This is a genomic window from Cellulomonas fulva, from assembly GCF_018531375.1.
In the GTDB taxonomy this organism is placed as follows: domain Bacteria; phylum Actinomycetota; class Actinomycetes; order Actinomycetales; family Cellulomonadaceae; genus Cellulomonas; species Cellulomonas fulva.
In genome coordinates this window covers 1368325-1386634 of sequence record NZ_JAHBOH010000001.1, presented here as the reverse complement: position 1 = coordinate 1386634, position 18310 = coordinate 1368325, and the positions used below count along the sequence as shown (strand labels likewise).

General features: G+C 75.8%; 17 protein-coding genes and 1 tRNA gene. 8 read left to right on the top strand and 10 right to left on the bottom strand.

The features are described 5' to 3' along the window. Nucleotides 1–45: 45 nt before the first annotated feature. From KIN34_RS06170 to KIN34_RS06160, 3 genes are read right to left on the bottom strand one after another with little or no spacing between them, the layout of a single operon-like run. A complete protein-coding gene (locus KIN34_RS06170; RefSeq protein ID WP_214348142.1) occupies nucleotides 46–606 on the bottom strand; it encodes a hypothetical protein in 561 nt (186 codons plus the stop codon). After that, the gene (locus KIN34_RS06165; protein ID WP_214348140.1) at nucleotides 603–1283 is read right to left on the bottom strand and encodes a response regulator transcription factor; all 681 of its coding nucleotides are present in this window, start codon (nucleotides 1281–1283) and stop codon (nucleotides 603–605) included. Before KIN34_RS06165 ends, KIN34_RS06170 begins: the two co-directional genes overlap by 4 nt. Then, the gene (locus KIN34_RS06160) at nucleotides 1280–2560 is read right to left on the bottom strand and encodes a sensor histidine kinase (protein WP_214348137.1); all 1281 of its coding nucleotides are present in this window, start codon (nucleotides 2558–2560) and stop codon (nucleotides 1280–1282) included. The genes KIN34_RS06165 and KIN34_RS06160 overlap by 4 nt, the downstream gene beginning before the upstream one ends. 172 nt (nucleotides 2561–2732) lie before the next feature. Here KIN34_RS06160 and KIN34_RS17325 point away from each other — a divergent pair, with 172 nt between their 5' ends. Then, on the top strand, nucleotides 2733–3668 hold the full coding sequence (locus KIN34_RS17325; RefSeq protein WP_214348134.1) for a GGDEF domain-containing protein: 936 nt from the start codon (nucleotides 2733–2735) through the stop codon (nucleotides 3666–3668). Nucleotides 3669–3677: 9 nt separating this feature from the next. On the opposite strand, the gene KIN34_RS06150 is transcribed toward KIN34_RS17325, so the two are convergent. From KIN34_RS06150 to KIN34_RS06140, 3 genes are all read right to left on the bottom strand, one after another. Further along, entirely contained in the window at nucleotides 3678–4859 is a 1182-nt protein-coding gene (locus tag KIN34_RS06150) for a hypothetical protein (RefSeq protein WP_214348132.1), read from the bottom strand. A gap of 47 nt (nucleotides 4860–4906) precedes the next feature. Continuing rightward, the gene (locus KIN34_RS06145) at nucleotides 4907–5302 is read right to left on the bottom strand and encodes a DUF2510 domain-containing protein (protein ID WP_214348129.1); all 396 of its coding nucleotides are present in this window, start codon (nucleotides 5300–5302) and stop codon (nucleotides 4907–4909) included. A 395-nt stretch (nucleotides 5303–5697) separates the two neighbouring features. Continuing rightward, entirely contained in the window at nucleotides 5698–5883 is a 186-nt protein-coding gene (locus KIN34_RS06140) for a hypothetical protein (protein WP_214348125.1), read from the bottom strand. 644 nt (nucleotides 5884–6527) lie between these two features. Here KIN34_RS06140 and KIN34_RS06135 point away from each other — a divergent pair. Next, nucleotides 6528–7085, top strand: a complete 558-nt coding sequence (locus KIN34_RS06135) for a hypothetical protein (RefSeq protein ID WP_214348122.1) — start codon at nucleotides 6528–6530, stop codon at nucleotides 7083–7085. A gap of 539 nt (nucleotides 7086–7624) precedes the next feature. Here KIN34_RS06135 and KIN34_RS06130 read toward each other — a convergent pair. Further along, nucleotides 7625–7714, bottom strand: a tRNA-Ser gene (locus KIN34_RS06130). Between the two features lie 89 nt (nucleotides 7715–7803). Here KIN34_RS06130 and KIN34_RS06125 point away from each other — a divergent pair. After that, nucleotides 7804–8679: an NAD-dependent protein deacetylase gene (locus tag KIN34_RS06125; RefSeq protein WP_214348118.1), complete on the top strand. Its 876-nt coding sequence runs from the start codon at nucleotides 7804–7806 to the stop codon at nucleotides 8677–8679. Then, on the top strand, nucleotides 8676–9641 hold the full coding sequence (locus tag KIN34_RS06120; protein ID WP_214348115.1) for a phosphotransferase family protein: 966 nt from the start codon (nucleotides 8676–8678) through the stop codon (nucleotides 9639–9641). The genes KIN34_RS06125 and KIN34_RS06120 overlap by 4 nt, the downstream gene beginning before the upstream one ends. Nucleotides 9642–9664: 23 nt before the next feature. Here KIN34_RS06120 and KIN34_RS06115 read toward each other — a convergent pair whose 3' ends face one another. Next, on the bottom strand, nucleotides 9665–10147 hold the full coding sequence (locus KIN34_RS06115; protein ID WP_372449529.1) for a nucleoside deaminase: 483 nt from the start codon (nucleotides 10145–10147) through the stop codon (nucleotides 9665–9667). Between the two features lie 124 nt (nucleotides 10148–10271). On the opposite strand from KIN34_RS06115, the gene upp reads away from it, so the two are divergent. Both upp and KIN34_RS06105 read left to right on the top strand, forming a co-directional pair. Then, nucleotides 10272–10907 carry a uracil phosphoribosyltransferase gene (upp, locus tag KIN34_RS06110; RefSeq protein WP_214348111.1) on the top strand — a complete coding sequence of 212 codons (636 nt, stop codon included), beginning with the start codon at nucleotides 10272–10274 and terminating at the stop codon, nucleotides 10905–10907. Nucleotides 10908–10964: 57 nt separating this feature from the next. Next, the gene (locus KIN34_RS06105) at nucleotides 10965–11654 is read left to right on the top strand and encodes an SDR family oxidoreductase (protein ID WP_214348108.1); all 690 of its coding nucleotides are present in this window, start codon (nucleotides 10965–10967) and stop codon (nucleotides 11652–11654) included. Nucleotides 11655–11666: 12 nt separating this feature from the next. Here the strand turns inward: KIN34_RS06105 and KIN34_RS06100 are convergent, their stop codons facing one another. Continuing rightward, complete coding sequence (locus KIN34_RS06100; RefSeq protein WP_214348106.1) at nucleotides 11667–15833, bottom strand: sigma-70 family RNA polymerase sigma factor; 4167 nt, start codon at nucleotides 15831–15833, stop codon at nucleotides 11667–11669. Nucleotides 15834–16018: 185 nt separating this feature from the next. Between KIN34_RS06100 and KIN34_RS06095 the strand changes: the two genes are divergently transcribed. Beyond that, entirely contained in the window at nucleotides 16019–16786 is a 768-nt protein-coding gene (locus KIN34_RS06095; protein ID WP_214351846.1) for a hypothetical protein, read from the top strand. A gap of 52 nt (nucleotides 16787–16838) precedes the next feature. Continuing rightward, a complete protein-coding gene (locus KIN34_RS06090) occupies nucleotides 16839–17690 on the top strand; it encodes a phosphotransferase (RefSeq protein ID WP_214348104.1) in 852 nt (283 codons plus the stop codon). 127 nt (nucleotides 17691–17817) lie between these two features. On the opposite strand, the gene KIN34_RS06085 is transcribed toward KIN34_RS06090, so the two are convergent. Next, on the bottom strand, nucleotides 17818–18117 hold the full coding sequence (locus KIN34_RS06085) for a DUF1540 domain-containing protein (RefSeq protein WP_214348102.1): 300 nt from the start codon (nucleotides 18115–18117) through the stop codon (nucleotides 17818–17820). Nucleotides 18118–18310: the final 193 nt, after the last annotated feature.

Below are 18310 nucleotides of genomic sequence, written 5' to 3'. Positions count from 1 at the left end.
CAGAACTGGCCGGCAGAGCTGGTCGGGGGGCTTCGGCGATGGTCGTCAGAGGAACGCGAGCCCGCCCGCGAGGCCCGGGACCAGCGCGAGCGTGAGCATCCGCGCGCCCCGCCCCGCGGCGCAGGCCGCGGCGAACCACGAGGTCGGCATGGTCGACCGGCCCGCGTAGACGGTCACGACGAGCAGCGGCGGCAGCCCGACCGCGCCGCTCACCGCGACGACCAGCGGCGCCCGCGGCCGCGCCATCGCGTCGACCGTCCACCGGTCGACCGACGCCACGTGCCGCCGCAGCCAGCCGCCGGCCCGCGCCGGTCCGGAGCCCGCCCGGGCGGCGCGCCACCGCTCCGTCCGCGCCCGCAGCCGGTCGAGCCACGCCCGCCGTCCCGCCCCGTCGGCGGGCGGCGCCGCCCGGGCGCAGACCAGGACGACGAGCTTGCCCAGCGTCTGCCCGACGACCACCGCGGCCGCCACCGCGAGCGCGACGCCGACGGGCTGCGCCACCGCGACCGCGACCACGTACGCCTCGGCCACGAACACCGGCGCGAAGGACCCGACGACGCTCATGAGCAGCCCCGTCGCGACCAGCACCAGCACGATCGTGCTCACCCTGTGCCGCCCCCCGCGGCCGGCCGGACGAGCCCGGCCTCGTACGCGGCGATCACCAGCTGCACGCGGTCGCGGCAGCCGAGCTTGCGCAGCGCCTCGGACACGTGCGACTTGACCGTCGGCTCGGTGATGAAGAGCTCGGCGCCGACCTCCGCGTTCGACAGGCCGCGGGCGACCGCGGCGACCACCTCGGTCTCGCGCGGGGTGAGCGTCGCCAGCGCGATGGCGGCCGCGCCGTCCGGGCGGTCCGCCGCCGGGCGTCCGGCGAAGTCCTCGACCAGCCGCCGTGTCACGGTCGGCCCGAGCAGCATCGAGCCGTCCGCCACCAGCCGCACCGACTCGACCAGCCGCGACGCGGGGACGTCCTTGAGCAGGAAGCCCGACGCCCCGGCACGCAGCGCGTCGTACACGTACTCGTCGAGGTCGAACGTCGTCAGGACCAGCACGCGCGTCGCCGGGTGGTGGGCGACGAGCAGGCGCGTCGCCTCGATGCCGTCGAGCACGGGCATGCGCACGTCGACCACCGCGACGTCGGGCTGCTGCGCCGCGACGAGGTCGACCAGCTCGCGCCCGTCGGCGGCGGCGCCCACGACCTCCAGGTCCGGCGCCGCGTCGAGGATCGCCGCGAAGCCCGCGCGCACCACGGCCTGGTCGTCGGCCACGACGACGCGCGTCACGCGCGCACCCCCGCCGGCCGGCCCGCGCGGTCCCGCCGGCGCGTCCCGTCCGGGAGGCGCACCTCGACGACGAACGCGTCGGCCGTCGGCCCGACGAGCAGCGTCCCGCCGACCGCGTCGACGCGCTCCTGCATCCCGACGAGCCCGCGGCCGCGGCGCACCGTCCGCACGCCTCCCGCGGACGGGTTCGAGACGCGCACCCCCACCTGGTCGCCGTGCTGCAGCCGCTGCAGGTCGACGACGCTGCCCGGCGCGTGCCGGCGCGCGTTCGTCAGCGCCTCCTGCGTGGCGCGGTAGAGCACGTAGCCGGCGGCGTCGGGCACGTCGGCCCACTCGCCGGTGACGCGCACCTGCTGACCGGCGCCGCGCGCCTCGTCGACCAGGGCATCGACGTCGGCCGCGGTCGGCTGCGGCCGGCGGCTGACCTGCGCGGTCCGGCCGGCCTCGTCGGCCTCGTCGGGCGGCGCCTCCGTTCGCTGCAGGACGGCGAGCGCCTCCCGGAGCTCGCCCAGGGCGGACCGCGCGTCCGCCGCCACGGCGGCCAGCACGGCGCGCGCGTCGTCGTCGAGGTCCGGGTGCTGGAAGGGCGCGCTCTCCGCACGGACGGCGATGAGCGAGACGTGGTGGGCCACCACGTCGTGCAGGTCCCGCGCCATGCGCGCCCGCTCGCGCGCCAGCGTGTCCGTCACGAGCGCCCGCTCCTCCCGACCCCGCGCACGCTGCTCCAGGGCGCGCGCGTCCCGGCGTGCGCCCACGGCGCCGGCCGCGACGGTCAGCCCGGTGATCCACAGGACGTAGAGCGCGAAGACGACGCCCTCGAACTCCTGGCCCGTGCCGGACGTCACCGCGCCGATCGGCAGGTAGGCCACGGCCTCGGTGCCGCAGTACACGGCGACGACCCCGACGGTGACGCACCACGGCACGACGGCGTGCCGCCACCCGCGCAGGGCAGCGACCAGGGTCACCGCCACGAGCGCGGCCAGCCAGCCCCACAGGAAGGCGCCGGACCACGGCAGCAGCACGAACGGCGCGAGCGCGACGAGCGTGGCCAGGACGGGCGCGCGTGCCGCCAGGAGCACGGCGCCCACGACGACGACGCCCACGACCAGGGCGAGGAACGGCCGCAGGACACCCACGTCGGGCGTGAGGTAGCCGTCGACCTCGATCGCGGCGACGGGCACGGGGGTCGCCAGGAGGAGCGCGGCGACGAGCCCCGCGAGCACCGCCGCGAACCCGAGGCCGACCCAGCCCCGCCGGGGGCGTGCTGCTGCTGTCATGCGTCCGATCCTCCGGGCCGACGCGCCACGCCACCACCGTCCTGGGGTGGAGACGCGGTCCTGCTGCCGTCGGACGACGTGCAGGCGACGAGTCGGTGAACACTTCCTCCCGACGACCGGTTCAACCGATTCATCCGACCACGGCCATGCCGGCGCGGGGCAGGATGCCCGGGTGTCGAACGACGTGGACATGCTGGTCAGAGCCGCACGGGCGGCCGGAGGCGTGCACCGGCTGGTGGCCGACCTCGCGGTCGACCTCGCCGTGGTCGAGCCGCAGACGCCGATGAGCGAGGTGGAGCTGCTGTTCCGGTCGCCGCACGTCTCCTGCCTGGGGGTGCAGGGCGACGACGAGCGCATCGGGCTGCTCACGCGCACCCGCTTCGCCGACGCGCAGACCGGCCGGCTCGGGTTCGGCCGTGCGGTGCTGTCCCGCCGGCCCGTGGTCGAGGTCGCCGACTTCGCGCCCCTGGTCGTCGACGCGGGGACGGGCGTCGTCGAGGCCGCGGCCCTCGCCATGGAGCGCCAGGGCGCGGCGCGCTACGACGACGTCGTGGTCCGGTCCGCCACGTGGGCGTCCGTCGCGACCGCAGACCTGGTGCTGTCCCTGGTCGCGTCGCTGTCCGCGCGCTCGCTGCACGACCCCCTGACGCGGCTGCCCGGCCGGGAGCTGGTCCGGCACACGCTCGGGACCTGGTGGCCCATGACCCGCGAGCCCGGCCGTCGGCTGCTGCTCGTCGTGGTCGACGTCGACGGGTTCGGCGCGCTGAACGCCACGCACGGCGCCGCGGCCGGCGACGACTTCCTGGTCCGCCTCGCGGGCCGCCTGTCCGGCGCGCTGCCCACCGGCACCCTCGTCGGCCGCACGGGCTCGGACGAGTTCATGGCCGTCACGCTGGTCACCGGCGCGACCCCGGACCGCCTCGCGGCGCACGTCGCGCGCCTCGATCAGGACCTCGCCCGCGCGCTGGCCCCGCAGCGCGGCGACGACCGGCCGGTGCGGCTCGTCGTCGAGGCGTCCCACCCCGCGACCGACGGCCCTGACGCGCTCGTCGCCGACGCGCTGCGCCGCATGCACGTCCTCAAGCGCGGCGCGGCCTCGGTCGCCTGAGCCCGGCCGCTACCCCGCGGCCGGCGGCAGCGTCACAGCGACGGGCGGCTCCTCGCGCCGGTCCGGGCGCGGGCCCATCGGCCCGTCGCTCGTCGGCCCGTCCGTCCACGCGGAAGGCACCCACCGGTCGTACAGGGTCGTGACCAGCGCGACCACCCAGGCGATGAGCACGGCGTCGACCAGCGGGACGTCGGCCGACCTGCCGCCCGAGACCAGCGCGGTCAGCGCCACGATCGCCACGAGGCTGATCAGCGTGTTGGCGGCGAGCTGCGGACCGAGCCTCGTCGGACCGTGGTGGCCCGAGCGCAGCCGCCACCCCTGCAGCGCGGCGTGCACCAGGACGGTCCCGGCGACCACCGCCCAGGCCGCCCACCAGCGCGCGTCGATGCGCGGGTAGGAGGAGACCAGGATCGTGGTCACCAGCCCGACGAGGACGACCTTCTCCCCCACCGCCCAGCGCGTCACCGCCGCGGCACGCGGCCCCGGCCGCGGCGTGGGCCGCGGGGCCAGGTCACGGTCACGCGTGGCGGTGCGGCGCGAGACCTCGTCGGCGTCGAGCGTGAACCGCCAGTCCGGCCGCGGCAGGCGCGACCACAGCCGCCGCACGACGACGGCCGCCGTCACGCCCAGCACGACGAGCAGGACGCCGACCCACGGCCGCTTCCCGAGCTCGTCGGTGACGTCGCGCTGCGCCACGTGGATCCACCACTCCTGCGGCAGCTTCACCACCACCCAGATCACCGCCGCCAGGCCCAGCACCGCCGCCCCCGACATCCGGCGCTGGTCCCACCGGGTGCGCACCACCTCGATCGCGATGACGACGTACTCGAACGTGTTGGGGAACACCACCAGCAGCCAGCGCGCGTCGGTCAGCTCGAACGCCAGCACCCCGACCAGCCGGTAGTACCAGAGCGCCGCGACCACGCCGACCGAGAACCGGTCGCGCCAGTTGCGCAGCACCGCCAGGTACGCGACCGCGAGGTAGTAGACGTCCAGCGCCTTGTCGTAGGACTGGTAGTTCTCCAGGTCCAGGTCCGTGAACGCCTCGAACAGCGACTTGTCCACGCCGTCGACGACGAGCGCCGCCAGGATCGCCGGCAGCGGGAACCGCCCGATGAGCAGCGGCACCACGAGCCGCGCGCCCACGACCAGCACGAACACGACCCAGTCCACCGTCGACGCGTGATCCACGCGGCGATGCTAGGGGTGCGCGCGCTCCCGCACCTGGTGACCGCGGGTCAGACGATGCGCTCGAAGACCATGGTCGCCTGGATGCGGTCGCCCCCGCCGAGGCCCTTGCTGCCCGCCGCCGCGGTGCTGATGGTGTGCAGCCGGTACCCGAGCGCCGCCTGCGCGTTGATGGCCCGCTCGAGCTCCGTGAGGTTCCCCGAGCCGGTGCCCCAGAACTTCTCCTTGAGGACCACCTGCAGCACGACGTAGCTCATGCCCTGCGGCGCCGGCCGCGGCTGGCCGCCCGCGACCGCCTCCGCCTGGATCCGGTCGATCGCCCCGCTGATCCCGCCACCACCGGGCGGCGCGGGCTGGGTCCGGTCGGTCCACGCGCTGCCGTCCCACCACCGCTGGGTCCCGGTGCCGCTGCCGTCGTCGTACCACCCTGGTTGCGTCTGGCTCATGGGGCTCCTTCGTCCCGCGCTCGGCGCGGACCGCCCGCGCGCCGACATCCTGCCCGAGCCGCCGCAGGCGCCGGTGCCGACGCGCGCCGCACCGTCCGCCACGAACGGGTGGAGAACGTTGCGCCAGGCGGGAGCTTCTCCACCCGCAACCCGCCTGGTGGCTCGTCGGGCGACAGGCGGAAGCCGCGGAGACGGCGAAGGGCCCCGGGCGCGGAGATCCGCGTGCTTCGAATGGCGGTAGCGGGTGGGCTTGAGCTCAAGTCCTCGAGGGGTTGGCTGGCTTGGGTGATCCGGGATCTGACCTGGGCGGACGCTCTCGAATGCTCTCGACCGCGTCTGTGGTTGCGGCGCAGTCTCGGACCCCCATGCCGTGCCCTGTCGGCCGAGTCGGGATGTCAGAACCAGTCGTCGAACAGGCTGGCCATTCTGCGGAGCATCCGGGCGACGCCACGAGCGATCAGACCAAGGAACTCGAGGAAGTCGAGGACGCTCCAGACGCGGCGGACGCCGCGGCCGACGGCTCGACATGGCCGGCCCACCTGCCACCAGAAGCCGGCCTTGCGGTCTTCGAGCGTCATCACCGCGGAAGAGTGGCACCTCTGCCCTTCGGGAGCAATGAGGTCAACCCATTCGGAGGCATCGGACCGAGAGCGGAGCACACCAGCTGTCGAAGGCCGGGGTGAGCGGTGGACGTAGCCCATCGCGGAGTGGAGAAGGCGGAGCCGCGCGGTTGATTCAGGAAGAAGAGCTCTCGCGAGCGTCGGGCGGAGCGCGCTGTCCTGTCTCGGGACGTCTCGACAAGGGGGCGCGTCGTCCTCGATCCACACCCCCATCCGGCGGCTCGCGAGGATCTCAGACACGGAGCACATGGTGATTGCGTTCGACCCGACCACCAGATTCGTCCTGCGCACGGGGGCAACCCGGTGGCCCCGGGCGAGCAGTACTGACTCCAGCAGGCCGTGCCGGCAGGCCCGCGGCGTCCAGGGGCGCGCTCGAGCCGGTCACCGTGCAACGGCGCGCCTCCGCTACAGGCGTCATCGTCGTGGTCGGGCAGAAGGTGCCACTCGGCCGGACAATGGCGGCCTCACCGCCCGGGTCTCGCAGGAGACGCTCGCGGTCGACTTGCTCGACGCAGACACCAAGGTCATGGGACGGACGAACGACAAAGCAGTGCGGAGCGTTAAAGGGGCAACGCCCGCACATGGCGTAGGGCACTATTCGCGCTGTGAGCGCGTGGGAAGACTTCGACCGGAAGACGGCCTCCTTGGTCGGGCTCCGGGTCGATGCCGTCGAGTACTGGGATATCTACAACTTCAGCCCCGAGCCACGCGAGTGGGACTACGGCCACTGGCACCACGCCGTCATGGGCGTGGGTCTGCAGACCAGCGCAGGGCCCTTCTCGGTGCTGTGGACGAACACCTTCTCTGACTACGGCGTGGAGGTCTTTCCCGACCCGATGACCTCGTTCCTCCAGCAGGGCGAGCACGCGCCCGAGAGCTGGTCTGTCACCGACCACGCCCAATGGCGCTCACGCGCGGGCCAACCAGTGACTGCCGTGGCGACCCACTGGGAGCTGATGGGCTCGACGATCAGGTTCGCCGAGGGCGCCAGGGTGCCCACGGCGCTACGGCTCGACTTCGCCGCAGGCCCAGTCTGGTTAGTCGCCGGCATGCCGAACGAGGATGGCACACTGTTCGTCCCCGCCGATGAGATCGTCGTCGCCTTCACGACCGAGGCCATGCTCGGGTTCGGCTTCCCGGTCGGCTCTTTCACTCTCGCCTGACCACCCAACCCAGGCATCCGTAGCAGCTGAGCACGGCGGCCGCGCCTGCGTCAGGCACCGCTGGGGCTCCGACGCCTGGATCGCAGACCACTGCCGCCGCAAGGCCTTCGAGGGGATCTTCGGCAACCTGAAGGCACGCGACGGTGAACGTGTTCAGCGGGGCTGGATCCGCCTCGTCAGCCTCGCAAGTGGACCGGGGCCCTGGTTACCAGACCGACGACCTCCTGCTCGCGCTATCGCGCCATGGCGGGGTACGGAGGTCCCCTCGACGACGAACCACCCGCGTCGCTGAGCCCGCCCCCGCAGTCTGACCGGCGTCAACGCCAGCACCCTTCGGTAGCCCACGGCTCGAGGCCGATGGGCCAGTTGTCGCGCCCGTGCACCGCCGTGTGCCGCTGCGGTGCGCGAAAGCCCGCACGGACGAACCGCAACGGCCCGATCGAGCACCCGAGGGACGACGGAACCCCCCGCAGGACGCCCGTCCGGGCCCCCGCGAGGGGTTCTGTCACTTCAAGGCACTGAGTGTTGTCAGTACCCCTTGGCGGTAGCGGTGGGATTTGAACCCACGGTGGACTTTCACCCACACACGCTTTCGAGGCGTGCTCCTTAGGCCGCTCGGACACGCTACCTCGGTGCAGAAGGGTACCCGCTCGGGGGCCGTGCTCCGAATCCGGGCCGCGGACGCACCTCGCGACCGGGCCGGACGTACCGTGGACAGGTGAGCGACGCCGCACCGACCGCCGCACCCCTGACCGCCGGGACGCTGGCGGACGTGGTCGCCCTGCTGGCCGGGCACCGGCTTGCGGTGCTGACCGGTGCGGGCGTCTCGACGGACTCCGGCATCCCCGACTACCGGGGCCCGGACTCGCCGCCGCGCACGCCGATGACGTTCCAGCAGTTCGTCGGTGACGCGGCGTTCCGGCGCCACTACTGGGCCCGCAACCACGTCGGCTGGCGGCACGTGCACCGCACGCTGCCCAACGCCGGCCACCGGGCGCTCGCGGCGCTCGAGCACCGCGGGGTCGTCGGGGGCCTCATCACGCAGAACGTCGACCTGCTGCACGAGGCCGCGGGCTCGCACCACGTCATCGACCTGCACGGGCGGTACGACCGCGTGGTCTGCCTCAGCTGCGGCACGGTGGTGCCGCGCGCCGACCTCGCGGACCGGCTGGACGCGCTCAACCCCGGCTTCGTCGAGTCGGTCGGGACGGTCGGGGACGTGGAGATCGCGCCGGACGCGGACGCGGTGATCGAGCGGACCAGCCACTTCGTCGTCGCCGACTGCGACGTGTGCGGCGGGATGCTCAAGCCGGACATCGTGTACTTCGGGGAGACCGTGCCGCGCGAGCGTGTGGAGCGGGCGTACGCGATGGTCGACGCCGGCGACGCGCTGCTGGTCGCCGGCTCGTCGCTCACGGTGCAGTCCGGGCTCCGCTTCGTGCGGCACGCCGCGCAGACCGGCAAGCCTGTCGTGATCGTCAACCGCGGGGCGACGCGCGGCGACAGGCACGCCACCCTGACGCTCGACGCCGGGACGTCGCCGACCCTCACCGCGCTCGCCGAGTCCCTCCCCGACCTGCCGCACCCCGCGTGACCGCGCCCGACGAACAGCAGCCCGACGAGGTGCGGTCCGACGAGGTGACCGCGGCCGACGTGACGCTCGCGCGGGCCGTAATCGAGCCGCTGGGCTGCGCGGTCGGCTCGGTCGCGGTGCTGGGCGGGGGTGCGATGAACCGGGTCCTGCGGGTCCGCGGCGTGCAGACGGACGGCACGCGGTTCGACTGGGTCGTCCGCTCGCCGCTCGGCGACCGGTGGCCCGCGCAGTTCGCCGAGGAGTCATGGGCCGCGACCGCGGCGGCGCGGGCCGGCGTCCCGGCACCCCGTGTCGTGCACGTCGGGCTCGTCGGGGACCGCGCCGTCATGGTGCACGAGCACGCACCGGACGACGGCGGACCCGTCGCGCGGCCGTGGTCGGCGCTGGGCGAGTACGCGCGCCGCCTGGCCGACGTGGCGCTCGACGACGCACCGGACGGCCTGTTCACGCGGTTCGGCCGGGACGTCCCGCGCGCCTGGGCGCAGCACGTCGCACACAACCGGCAGGCGCTGACCGACGACGACCCGCTCCTGCGGGACGGCGCGTACGCCGCGCACCAGCAGGCCGGGCTGCGCGCCCTCGTCGACGAGCTCGCGACGACGCGGCTGACCTACGGGCTCACGCACGGCGACCTGGCGCCGCGCCACCTCGTCGCACCCGCCGCGGGCGGCCCGCCCGTGCTGCTGGACTGGGGCAACGCGTCGACCGGGCCGAGCCCGTGGACGGACCTGCGCCACGTCCTGGTCCTCGCGCGCGTCCGGCGCGAGGTCGCGGAGGCGGACCTGGCCGAGGCCGCTGCGGCTGCCGGCGCGCCGCTGGACCGCGCCACCGAGCGCGTCCTGGTGCAGCTCGCCGTGCTGCAGCTGCTCGACGTCCCGCGGTGGGCCCTGGACCGCCGGCCCGACCTGTACCAGCACTTCCTCGACGAGTGCCGCACCGGGCTCGCCGTCCTCCTGCCTTGAGCTACGCCTCGCGCTGCCCTGAGCTACGCCTCGCGGTGGTCCGCGAAGAACTCGCGCAGCACCGCGCCGCACTCCTCCTCGCGCACGCCGCCGAGCACCTCGACGCGGTGGTTCACGCGCCGGTCCCGGACCACGTCCCACTGCGACCCGCACGCGCCCGCCTTCGGGTCCCACGCGCCCAGCACCAGCCGCGGCACGCGCGCCAGGACGGTCGCGCCCGCGCACATCAGGCACGGCTCGAGCGTCACGACCAGCGTGCAGTCGTCGAGCCGCCACCGCCCCAGCCGCTCGGCGGCCTCGCGCAGCGCGCGCACCTCGGCGTGCCCCGTCGGGTCGCCGTCCGCCTCGCGCACGTTCCGCCCGCGTCCGACGAGCGTGCCCTCGGGCCCCAGGACGACCGCGCCGACCGGCACGTCGCCGGTCGCCAGCGCCGCGCGCGCCTCGTCGAGCGCCGCGCCCATCGCCCACAGCTCCCGCTCACCCACGGGGACCCGACGCGACGCCATGCGCGCCATAATCCCCCACCCCGCACCACCCGCGCCGCGCCACCCTCCGCTCCGGCGCGACGTCACGGCACGGGGGCGGACCTCGTGCCCGTCCGGCGGGCCGCGCGGCGGGTAGCCTGCGAACATGCGCCTGCATGTTGCGGACCACCCGCTCGTCGCCCACAAGCTCACGGTCCTGCGGGACGCCGCCACGCCGTCGGCCACGTTCCGGCTCCTGGTGGACGAGCTCGTCACGCTCCTGGCGTACGAGGCGACGCGTGACGTCCGGACCCGCGAGGTCGAGATCACGACCCCGGTCGCGGTGACCACCGGCACCAAGCTGGCCCAGCCGCGCCCGCTCGTCGTGCCGATCCTGCGCGCCGGCCTGGGCATGCTCGACGGGATGACGCGCCTGCTGCCGTCCGCGGAGGTCGGCTTCCTGGGGATGCAGCGCGACGAGGAGACGCTCGAGGCGATCACCTACGCCAACCGGCTCCCCGAGGACCTCTCCGGCCGGCAGTGCTTCCTGCTGGACCCGATGCTCGCGACCGGCGGCACGCTGGTGGCGGCGATCGACTACCTGCTCCAGCGCGGAGCGCACGACGTCACGGCGGTCTGCCTGCTCGCGGCGCCCGAGGGCCTGCGCGTGGTCGAGGAGTTCGTCGGCGACCGCGCGGACGTGCAGGTCGTGGTCGCGGCCGTCGACGAGCGCCTGGACGAGCGGGCGTACATCGTCCCCGGCCTGGGCGACGCGGGCGACCGCCTCTACGGCGTGGTCTGACCTGCGCGGACGCGCGAGCGGTCGCCGGACCGGCGGCCCGTGCCTACCGTGGGCGCCATGCGGATCGCGGTGGCTGGCGGACACGGCAAGGTCGCGCGTCACCTCACGCGCGCGCTCGCGGCGCGCGGGGACGTCCCGGTCGCGCTGATCCGCTCGCTCGACCAGGTCGACGACGTGACGCGCGACGGTGCCGAGCCCACCGTGCTCGACCTCGAGCGCTGCAACGTCCAGGACGTCGCGGACGCGATCACGGGCGCGGACGCGGTGGTGTTCGCCGCGGGCGCCGGGCCGGGCTCCGGCCTCGCCCGCAAGGACACGGTCGACCGGGGCGCCGCGCAGCTCCTCGCGGACGCGGCGGAGTCCGCCGGCGTCCGGCGCTACGTGCTGGTCTCCGCGATGGGCGTCGACGACGAGCCCGCGGACGGCACCGACGACGTCTTCGCGGCCTACCTGCGGGCCAAGGCCGCCAGCGAGGAGGACCTGCGCCAGCGGCCGCTCGACTGGACGGTGCTCCGCCCGGGCCGGCTCACGGACGAGCCGGCGACCGGCGCGGTGCGGCTCGAGATCCGCCCGCTGTCGCGCGAGGCCGACGAGCACGCGGAGACCGACGTGCCCCGTGCCGACGTCGCCGACGTGCTGCTCGCGCTGCTCCAGGAGCCGGCCACCGCCGGGCTCACGCTCGAGCTCACGTCGGGTGCCGTGCCGGTCGCGGCCGCCGTCGCCGCGGTGCTCGAGCCCGCGGACTGACGCCCGGGACCGTCAGCCGGCCGTCGCGGGAGCCGTCTCGGCGCGCAGCGTGATCGCGCCGACCATGTACTGGTCGCCCGTGGTGCTCGGGGTGAGCTCGTTGACGTCGCACGGCAGGCTCGTCGGGAGGAAGCCCTTGGCGTCCACGCCGAGCGACGACGACGTGCGCCAGCCGCTCGCCGAGGAGTCGAACGCGTTGCCCGACGAGCCCGCGGAGCCGTCCGCGCGCAGCGGTGTGAGCGCGGTGGTCCCGGCGCGGCACAGCCCGCCGAGGCGCAGCTGGTCGCCCGAGAGCCCGCGGTCGCCCTCCCAGCCGACGACGCCCAGCCGCGCCCGGGAGCCCGCGGGCGCGGCGAACCGGAACGCCGGGGGCGGCGACGCGGTGCCGACCCACAGCCCGCCGTCGTAGACCGACACGCGCGCGTCACCGGGAGCGGAGTAGACGACGACGAGCGACCAGCCGCCGTAGTAGGTGGGGTCCTTGTCCGTGCGACCGGCGCTCACCGCCACGTCCGCGACGGACCAGGTGCCCGCGCCCTGCGCCCGGACCCGCTCGGTCACGTCGGCGAACGCCGTGTAGTACCGGCGCCCGCTCGCGTCGGCGCGCTCGGTGTGCTCGCCCGTGACCGCGACGTACCCGCCGCCCGGCCCGCGCAGCAGCGCACCGTCCAGCCCGGCGCTCCACGTGTCCGCCGGGCCCCGCACCGCCGACCAGTACAGCCCCGCGAACGCGATCTCCCGGCCCTGCGGCACCATGACCGTGGTGCTCGACGAGACCGCGACCTTCGCGCGCGGCGTCCCTGCGGCGGGCGGCGCCTCGTCCAGCGGGAGCATGGCCTGGCTGTTGTTGTCCGCCTCGCCCCGCAGCGCGCGGACGCAGGCTGCGAGCCGGGGGTCGCACGACAGCACCGGCGCACCCGCCTCGGTGACGTCCCAGCCGCCGGTCGCCGTCTCGAACCGCTGCGCGAGGTCGCCGGACCGCGCGGGCACCCGCGTCCGCGCGACCACCTCGTCGGCCCCGGCCGCCGTGGCCGTGATCGTCACGAGCGACGTCGCGCTCCACCGCGACCGCACCGGCAGCAGCACCTCCGCGGCCGCGCCCACGTCGAGCCGGTCCCACCGGCACACCACGTCGGCGCCGTCGGCCGCGCAGCCGTCGGGGAGGGTGCCGACCACGAGGTTCTCGGGCAGGTCCACGCGCGCGGCGACCTCCGCGGCGTCCGCCGACTCCTCGCCGCCCGTCACGCCCACGGAGAAGACCACCTCACCGGTGTCGTCCGCCTGGAGCCCGACCGCCGCCTGGTCGACCGTGAGCACCGGGGCGGCGCCCAGGACGGGCACCTGCAGCGTGCCGGGGTCCGCGTCCGGCGCCGTCGCCTCGACGACGACGCCGCCGGCCGGTCCGACGACGCCCGGCTCCGCCCGCACGCTCAGCGCGAGGCCGCTGCTCGCGCCGGCGGCGAGGGCCGGCCCGACGCAGGTGACCGCGCCGTCCTCAGCCTCGGTGCACTCCCAGTCGCCCGCGGTGGCCGCCGGCGCCAGGTGCAGCCCGACCGGGAGGCGCGCCGTGACCACCGCGCGCGCGGCGTCGAGCTCCCCGGTGTTGGCGACGTCGAGGGCGAGCGAGGACGTCCTGCCGCCGGCGACGTCGAGCCGCGCCGCGCCGGTCACGACGAGCGTGGCCGGCTGCCAGACGCGCGCGGCGACGTCGGGGCTCGACGAGTAGGGCGCACGGCTCGGGGCGAGCGACGTGCCGATGTCCACGCGACCCGAGAGCCCAGCGACTGCGGCGAGCCCGACCGTCAGCGGCACGGGCGCGCCGGCCTCGACGCGACCCGTGACGCACACCAGCGCGCCCTCGCCGGTCCGGCACGTCCACGGGGCCGCCTGGGTGCCCGTCCAGCGCACGCCGGGCGGCAGGGTCAGCGCCGCGGTCATCTCCGGCGCGGCGGACCGGCCCGCGTTGCGGAGCAGGAACGTCGCGGTGCGCTCGCGCCCCGCGACCAGGTCGAGGCCGGGCTGGTCGCGGTCGAGCGCGAGCCGTGCGGGCGACGGCGTCACGCCGACGTGGATGGGCGGCGGCTCGTAGACCACCTCGTCGCCGTGCACCGTGAGGCGCACGTCCGCGGCCTCGTCGGCGAACGACTCGTCGACGCTCACGCTGACCGACAGCCGCGCCGTCGCGCCGCCGGGCAGGCGGTCGAGCAGGCACCGCGCGTGGCGCGCGTCCGGCACCGCGCAGGACCAGTCGCCGGCCGCCGCCTGCGCGCGCGGCGGCAGGGTCCATCGGGGCTGCCACAACGTGCCCGCGGCAGCGTCCGGCTCTGTTCCCGCCTCTGTTCCCGCGCCTGTTCCCGCGTTCGTGCCCGTGTCGGATCGCCCACCCGCACCCGCGCCGGGGCTCATGGGCGTCCGCGGCGCGATGCGCGCGGGGGCGAAGAGCGGGGCCGCCTCGAGCTCGACCGCGACGCTCTGCGCGTCGATCGACACCCCCTCGGGCACCGCGAGCTCCGCCACCAGGTCGACCGCCGCGAGGTCGCCCTCGTTGCGCAGCGCGAGAGAGAGCTCCTGGCCCGCCGCGCCGCCCGCCAGCACCAGTCCGTCCGGCGGCACGTCGACGACGACGTCGGGATCGGCCGGCGGCGGCGTCGGCTCGGTCGTCGGCTCAGTGGTGGGCTCGCTCGTCGGCTCAGCGGTGGGCTGGGTCGTCGGCTCGGTCGTGGGTTCGGTGGTGGGCTCGGTCGTCGGCTCGGTGGTCGGGTCGGTCGTGGGCTCGGGGGTCGGTTCACCGGTGGGCCCGCCGGTCGGGGCGTCCGTGGGCGAGCCGCTCGGGGCGTCGGTGGGGTCGTCCGTGGGCGCGCCGTCCGGGTCGCCCACGCCCACCGGACCGTTCGCGTCGTCCGTCGGGACACCGATCGGGGTGCTCGTCGGGTCGGCCGTGCCGGGCGCGGACGGCGTCGGGCCGCTCCCGTCGGTGGGCGCCGAGGACGGGCCGGCGTCGTCGGTCGTGGTGCTGAACGGCACCGGGTCCGCCTCGGGGTCCTGGCCCGGGCTCGTCAGGCCGAGCGCGACGGCGACGGCGACCGCCGCGACGACGATCACGCCCGCGGCTGCGGCCACCGCGGCGGCGGGGATGCTCGCGAGGAACGCGGCGACGCCGCCCGCCGAGGCCACGCCCGACCCGGCTCCCCCGGCCGCGCCGACAGCCGTCCCGACCGTCGTCCCGGTCCCCGCGGCACCGGCGGCACCTGCACCGGCCGTGCCCCCGCTCGCCGCACCGCCGCCGGCCCCGCTACCTGAGCCGCTGCCCGTGCCGCCGCCCGAGGCGCCGGCGCCCCCGGCCGCCGCACCCGCGGCACCGGCGGCTCCCGCGGCGCCCGCGAGCGGAAGCAGCTTCGCGATCGCCCCGAGCCCGACGAGGCCGAGCACCAGCGGCGCGATGACCGCCCGCATGCCGTGGTTCACGTCGCCGAGCTCGAGCACCAGCGCGCGGCACTCGCCGCACTCCTCGAGGTGCGCCTCGACCTTGCGGTTCTCCCGCGCGCCCAGGCCGCCGCGCACGTACGCGCCCAGCGAGGACGCGACCGCCTGGCACCCGGGGTCCAGCGGGTCGTTCAGGTGCTGCTGGAGGTAGGCCTGGCGCAGCCCCTCGCGCGCGCGGTACGCGAGCGCGGCGACGCCGTTCGCGGTCAGCCCGAGCAGCGGTGCGATCTCGGCGGGCGGCAGCCCCTCGACCTCGGTGTGCCACAGCACCGCCTGCCAGCGCTCGGGCAGCGAGTGGAAGGCCCGCGCGACCACGCCCCGCTCGAACCCGGCGAGCGCGGGCTCCTCCGCGGTCCCGGCGAGCGCGGTCCCGGCCTCGAGGGTCGCCAGGTCGTCCGTCGGGCGGACCTTGCGGAGCCCCTCGCGCCGCGTCGTCGCGGTGCGCCGGACCACGGTGAACAGGTAGGCGCGGAACGCCTCGTCGGGGCCGTTGCCGCGCTGCAGGGCGCCGAGCACCGCGGTGAAGGCGTCGGCGGTCACGTCGTCGGCGTCCGCCGCGTCGTCGGTGTACCGGCGGGCGACCGCGGTCGCGGCGGCGGCGTGCCGCTCGTACAGCTCGGTGAAGGCGGCGACGTCGCCCGCGCGCACGGCGGAGATCAGCTCCGCGTCGCTCCGCGCGACGGTGGCTGCGTCCACGTCTGCTCGTCTCCCGGCCGTCTGGGCGCGCGCGATCGCCGCGCGAGCCTTCCCAGGGTGACATACAGGACGGACCGGGCGTTATCCCCGAGCGCACGCCCGCACGCTGGGCCGAGCGGGTGAAAAGCCGCGCACCGGCGTCACGACCTGCACCGACCCTCCTCTCATGGGGCGTGACAGCCGAGATGCCGCCCGTGCTCCCGACACCGTTCCCGCCTCCGTCCGCCGCGCTGCTCGAGTCGACCGGCCTCCTCGAGCGGTGGCGCGACGAGTCCGTGGCGTCCGTGTGGCGGCGCCCGTCCGACTGGTACCACCCGGCCGTCGACGAGCTCGCCGTCGCGATCCTGCTCCACGACGACGCCGTCGCGGCGGCCGCCCGCCTCGGCTCCGCGCGCGGGGACGCGGGGGTCGGTGTCGCGGAGGCGATCGACGACCTCGGCTGCCTCTACCGCACCACCGGCGCCGGGGAGCCGCCGCTGCCAGTAGTGCGCGCGCTGTGCACCGGCTGGGCCGACGCGCAGGCAGCGCCCGTCGGCGTCCCGTGGGGCCGCGACCCCGAGTCGGGGCTCCCGTCGGCGGAGTACCTCCGGATCCGGCTCGCGGAGTGCTACCCCGCGGCGACCGACCGCCTGCTCGTCGTCGACGTCGCCGCGGGCGTCCCCGACCCCTTCACACGCGCGGCACGCTCGGCCGCCGTCGGAGCGGCGCTGCTCGACGCGTTCGGCCCCGCCCGCCCGATGGCGTCGCTGGGTGGCGGCGCGTTCGTCGTCCTCTCTCCCGCGGACGAGCGGCCCGACGACGCGCTCGTCGTGCTCGACGCCCGTGTGACCGCCCGCACCCGCGCGGGCCGGGTGACCGACGTGACCCGGCACCCGCTGCGCCGCTGGTCCGAGGGCCTGCCCCCGACGTACGACGAGGCGGTCCGCCGGCTCGACGCGCTCGCGCGACCCTGAGCCGTCCCCCGAACGGGTTGCGCGCGGCCGGATCGGGGTTACGTTCGATCCCATGACCCCCGCCGGCCTCGCCCCGCACGACCCTGCCCCGACCCCGGGCCCAGGTGTGTCGCCGGGTGACCTGCCGGCCGGAGCGGTCGGCGCGTCGGGCGAGGTCGAGCCCCCCGATCCCGCGACGCACCCGCACGCGTCCCCCGGTGGCACGGAGGCCCACTTCCTGGCGACCGACGAGCCCGGCCCGCTCCTGACGTCCGGGTCGCGCGCCGACGTGTACGTGCTCGACGACGACACGGTGCTGCGCCGCTACCGCGACGGCCAGGACGCGGCGCGCGAGGTCGAGATCCTGCGCCACGTGGTCGCGCAGGGCTTCCCCGCGCCGGCCGTCTACGCCGCGCAGGGCCCGGACCTGGTCATGGAGCGGCTGCACGGCCCGACGCTGCTGCAGGCGCTCGCCGCGGGCGAGGTCGGGCTCGCGGAGGGCGCGCAGCTGCTCGTCGACCTCCACGACCAGCTGCACGCGATCGCCGCGCCGGGCGCCGCTCCCGGCGCCGACGGGCTCGTCGTGCTGCACCTGGACCTGCACCCCGGCAACGTGATCCTCACCGAGCAGCGCGGTCCCGCGGTGGTCGACTGGGCCAACGCCCGCGCGGGTGCCGCCACGCTCGACGTCGCGGTCACGGCCCTGGTCCTCGCGGAGGTCGCGGTGGACGCGGGCGGCGCCTACTCGCAGGCCGCCCGGGCGCTCCTGGCGGCCTTCCTGACGCACGGCGCGGTCTCGCCGCTGCCCGCGCTCGACGCGGCGACCGAGGTACGACGCACCGACCCGGGGTTCGTCACCGAGGAGAGCGCGCTCGTCGACGCGGCCGCGGACCTGGTCCGCGACCTGCTGCGCGTCGCGGGCTGACCGCCGGCCCGGCGCTGCCGGCTCGACGCCGGCCTCGATACCGGCACGGCGTCGACCGGCACGGCCTCGACCGGCACGGCCTCGACCGGCACGGCGTCAACCGGCACGGCGTCGACCAGCGCTGGCGTCAGCGCGGCGCGAAGGTGAGGCAGTCGGCCGCGTCGTGGCCGGCGCCCACGCGGATCGAGTCCGCGGTGCACTCGAGCTGCGAGTTGTGCGCGCACTCGGCACGCTGGCACGCGCCGACGTGGCTGAGCACCTTGTCCAGGCCGCCCTTCACCCCGAGCGGGATGAACGTGGCGCACTGGGCGTCCCCGTTCGAGCCGCCCACGGTGATCGCCGCGGCGTGACAGCTGGAGTGGTCGTTGTACGAGCAGCCGGCCACCGAGCACTCGGCGATGGCGGGCAGGTCCATGAGATCGGTCATGGTGCGCCTCCGGGGTCCGTGCGTCAATCGTGCGTCGGATCGTGCGTCGGATCGTGCGTCAGGCAGAGCTGGGGGGCTCGTACCGTCGACGCTAGACCCGGTCACGGCACCGCGCCAGCAAGGAAGTCCTGGCTAAGTTCGCAGGTCAGGGCCGATTTTTAGGGAACGCGTCCGTGACGTAAAGCGCCCGACG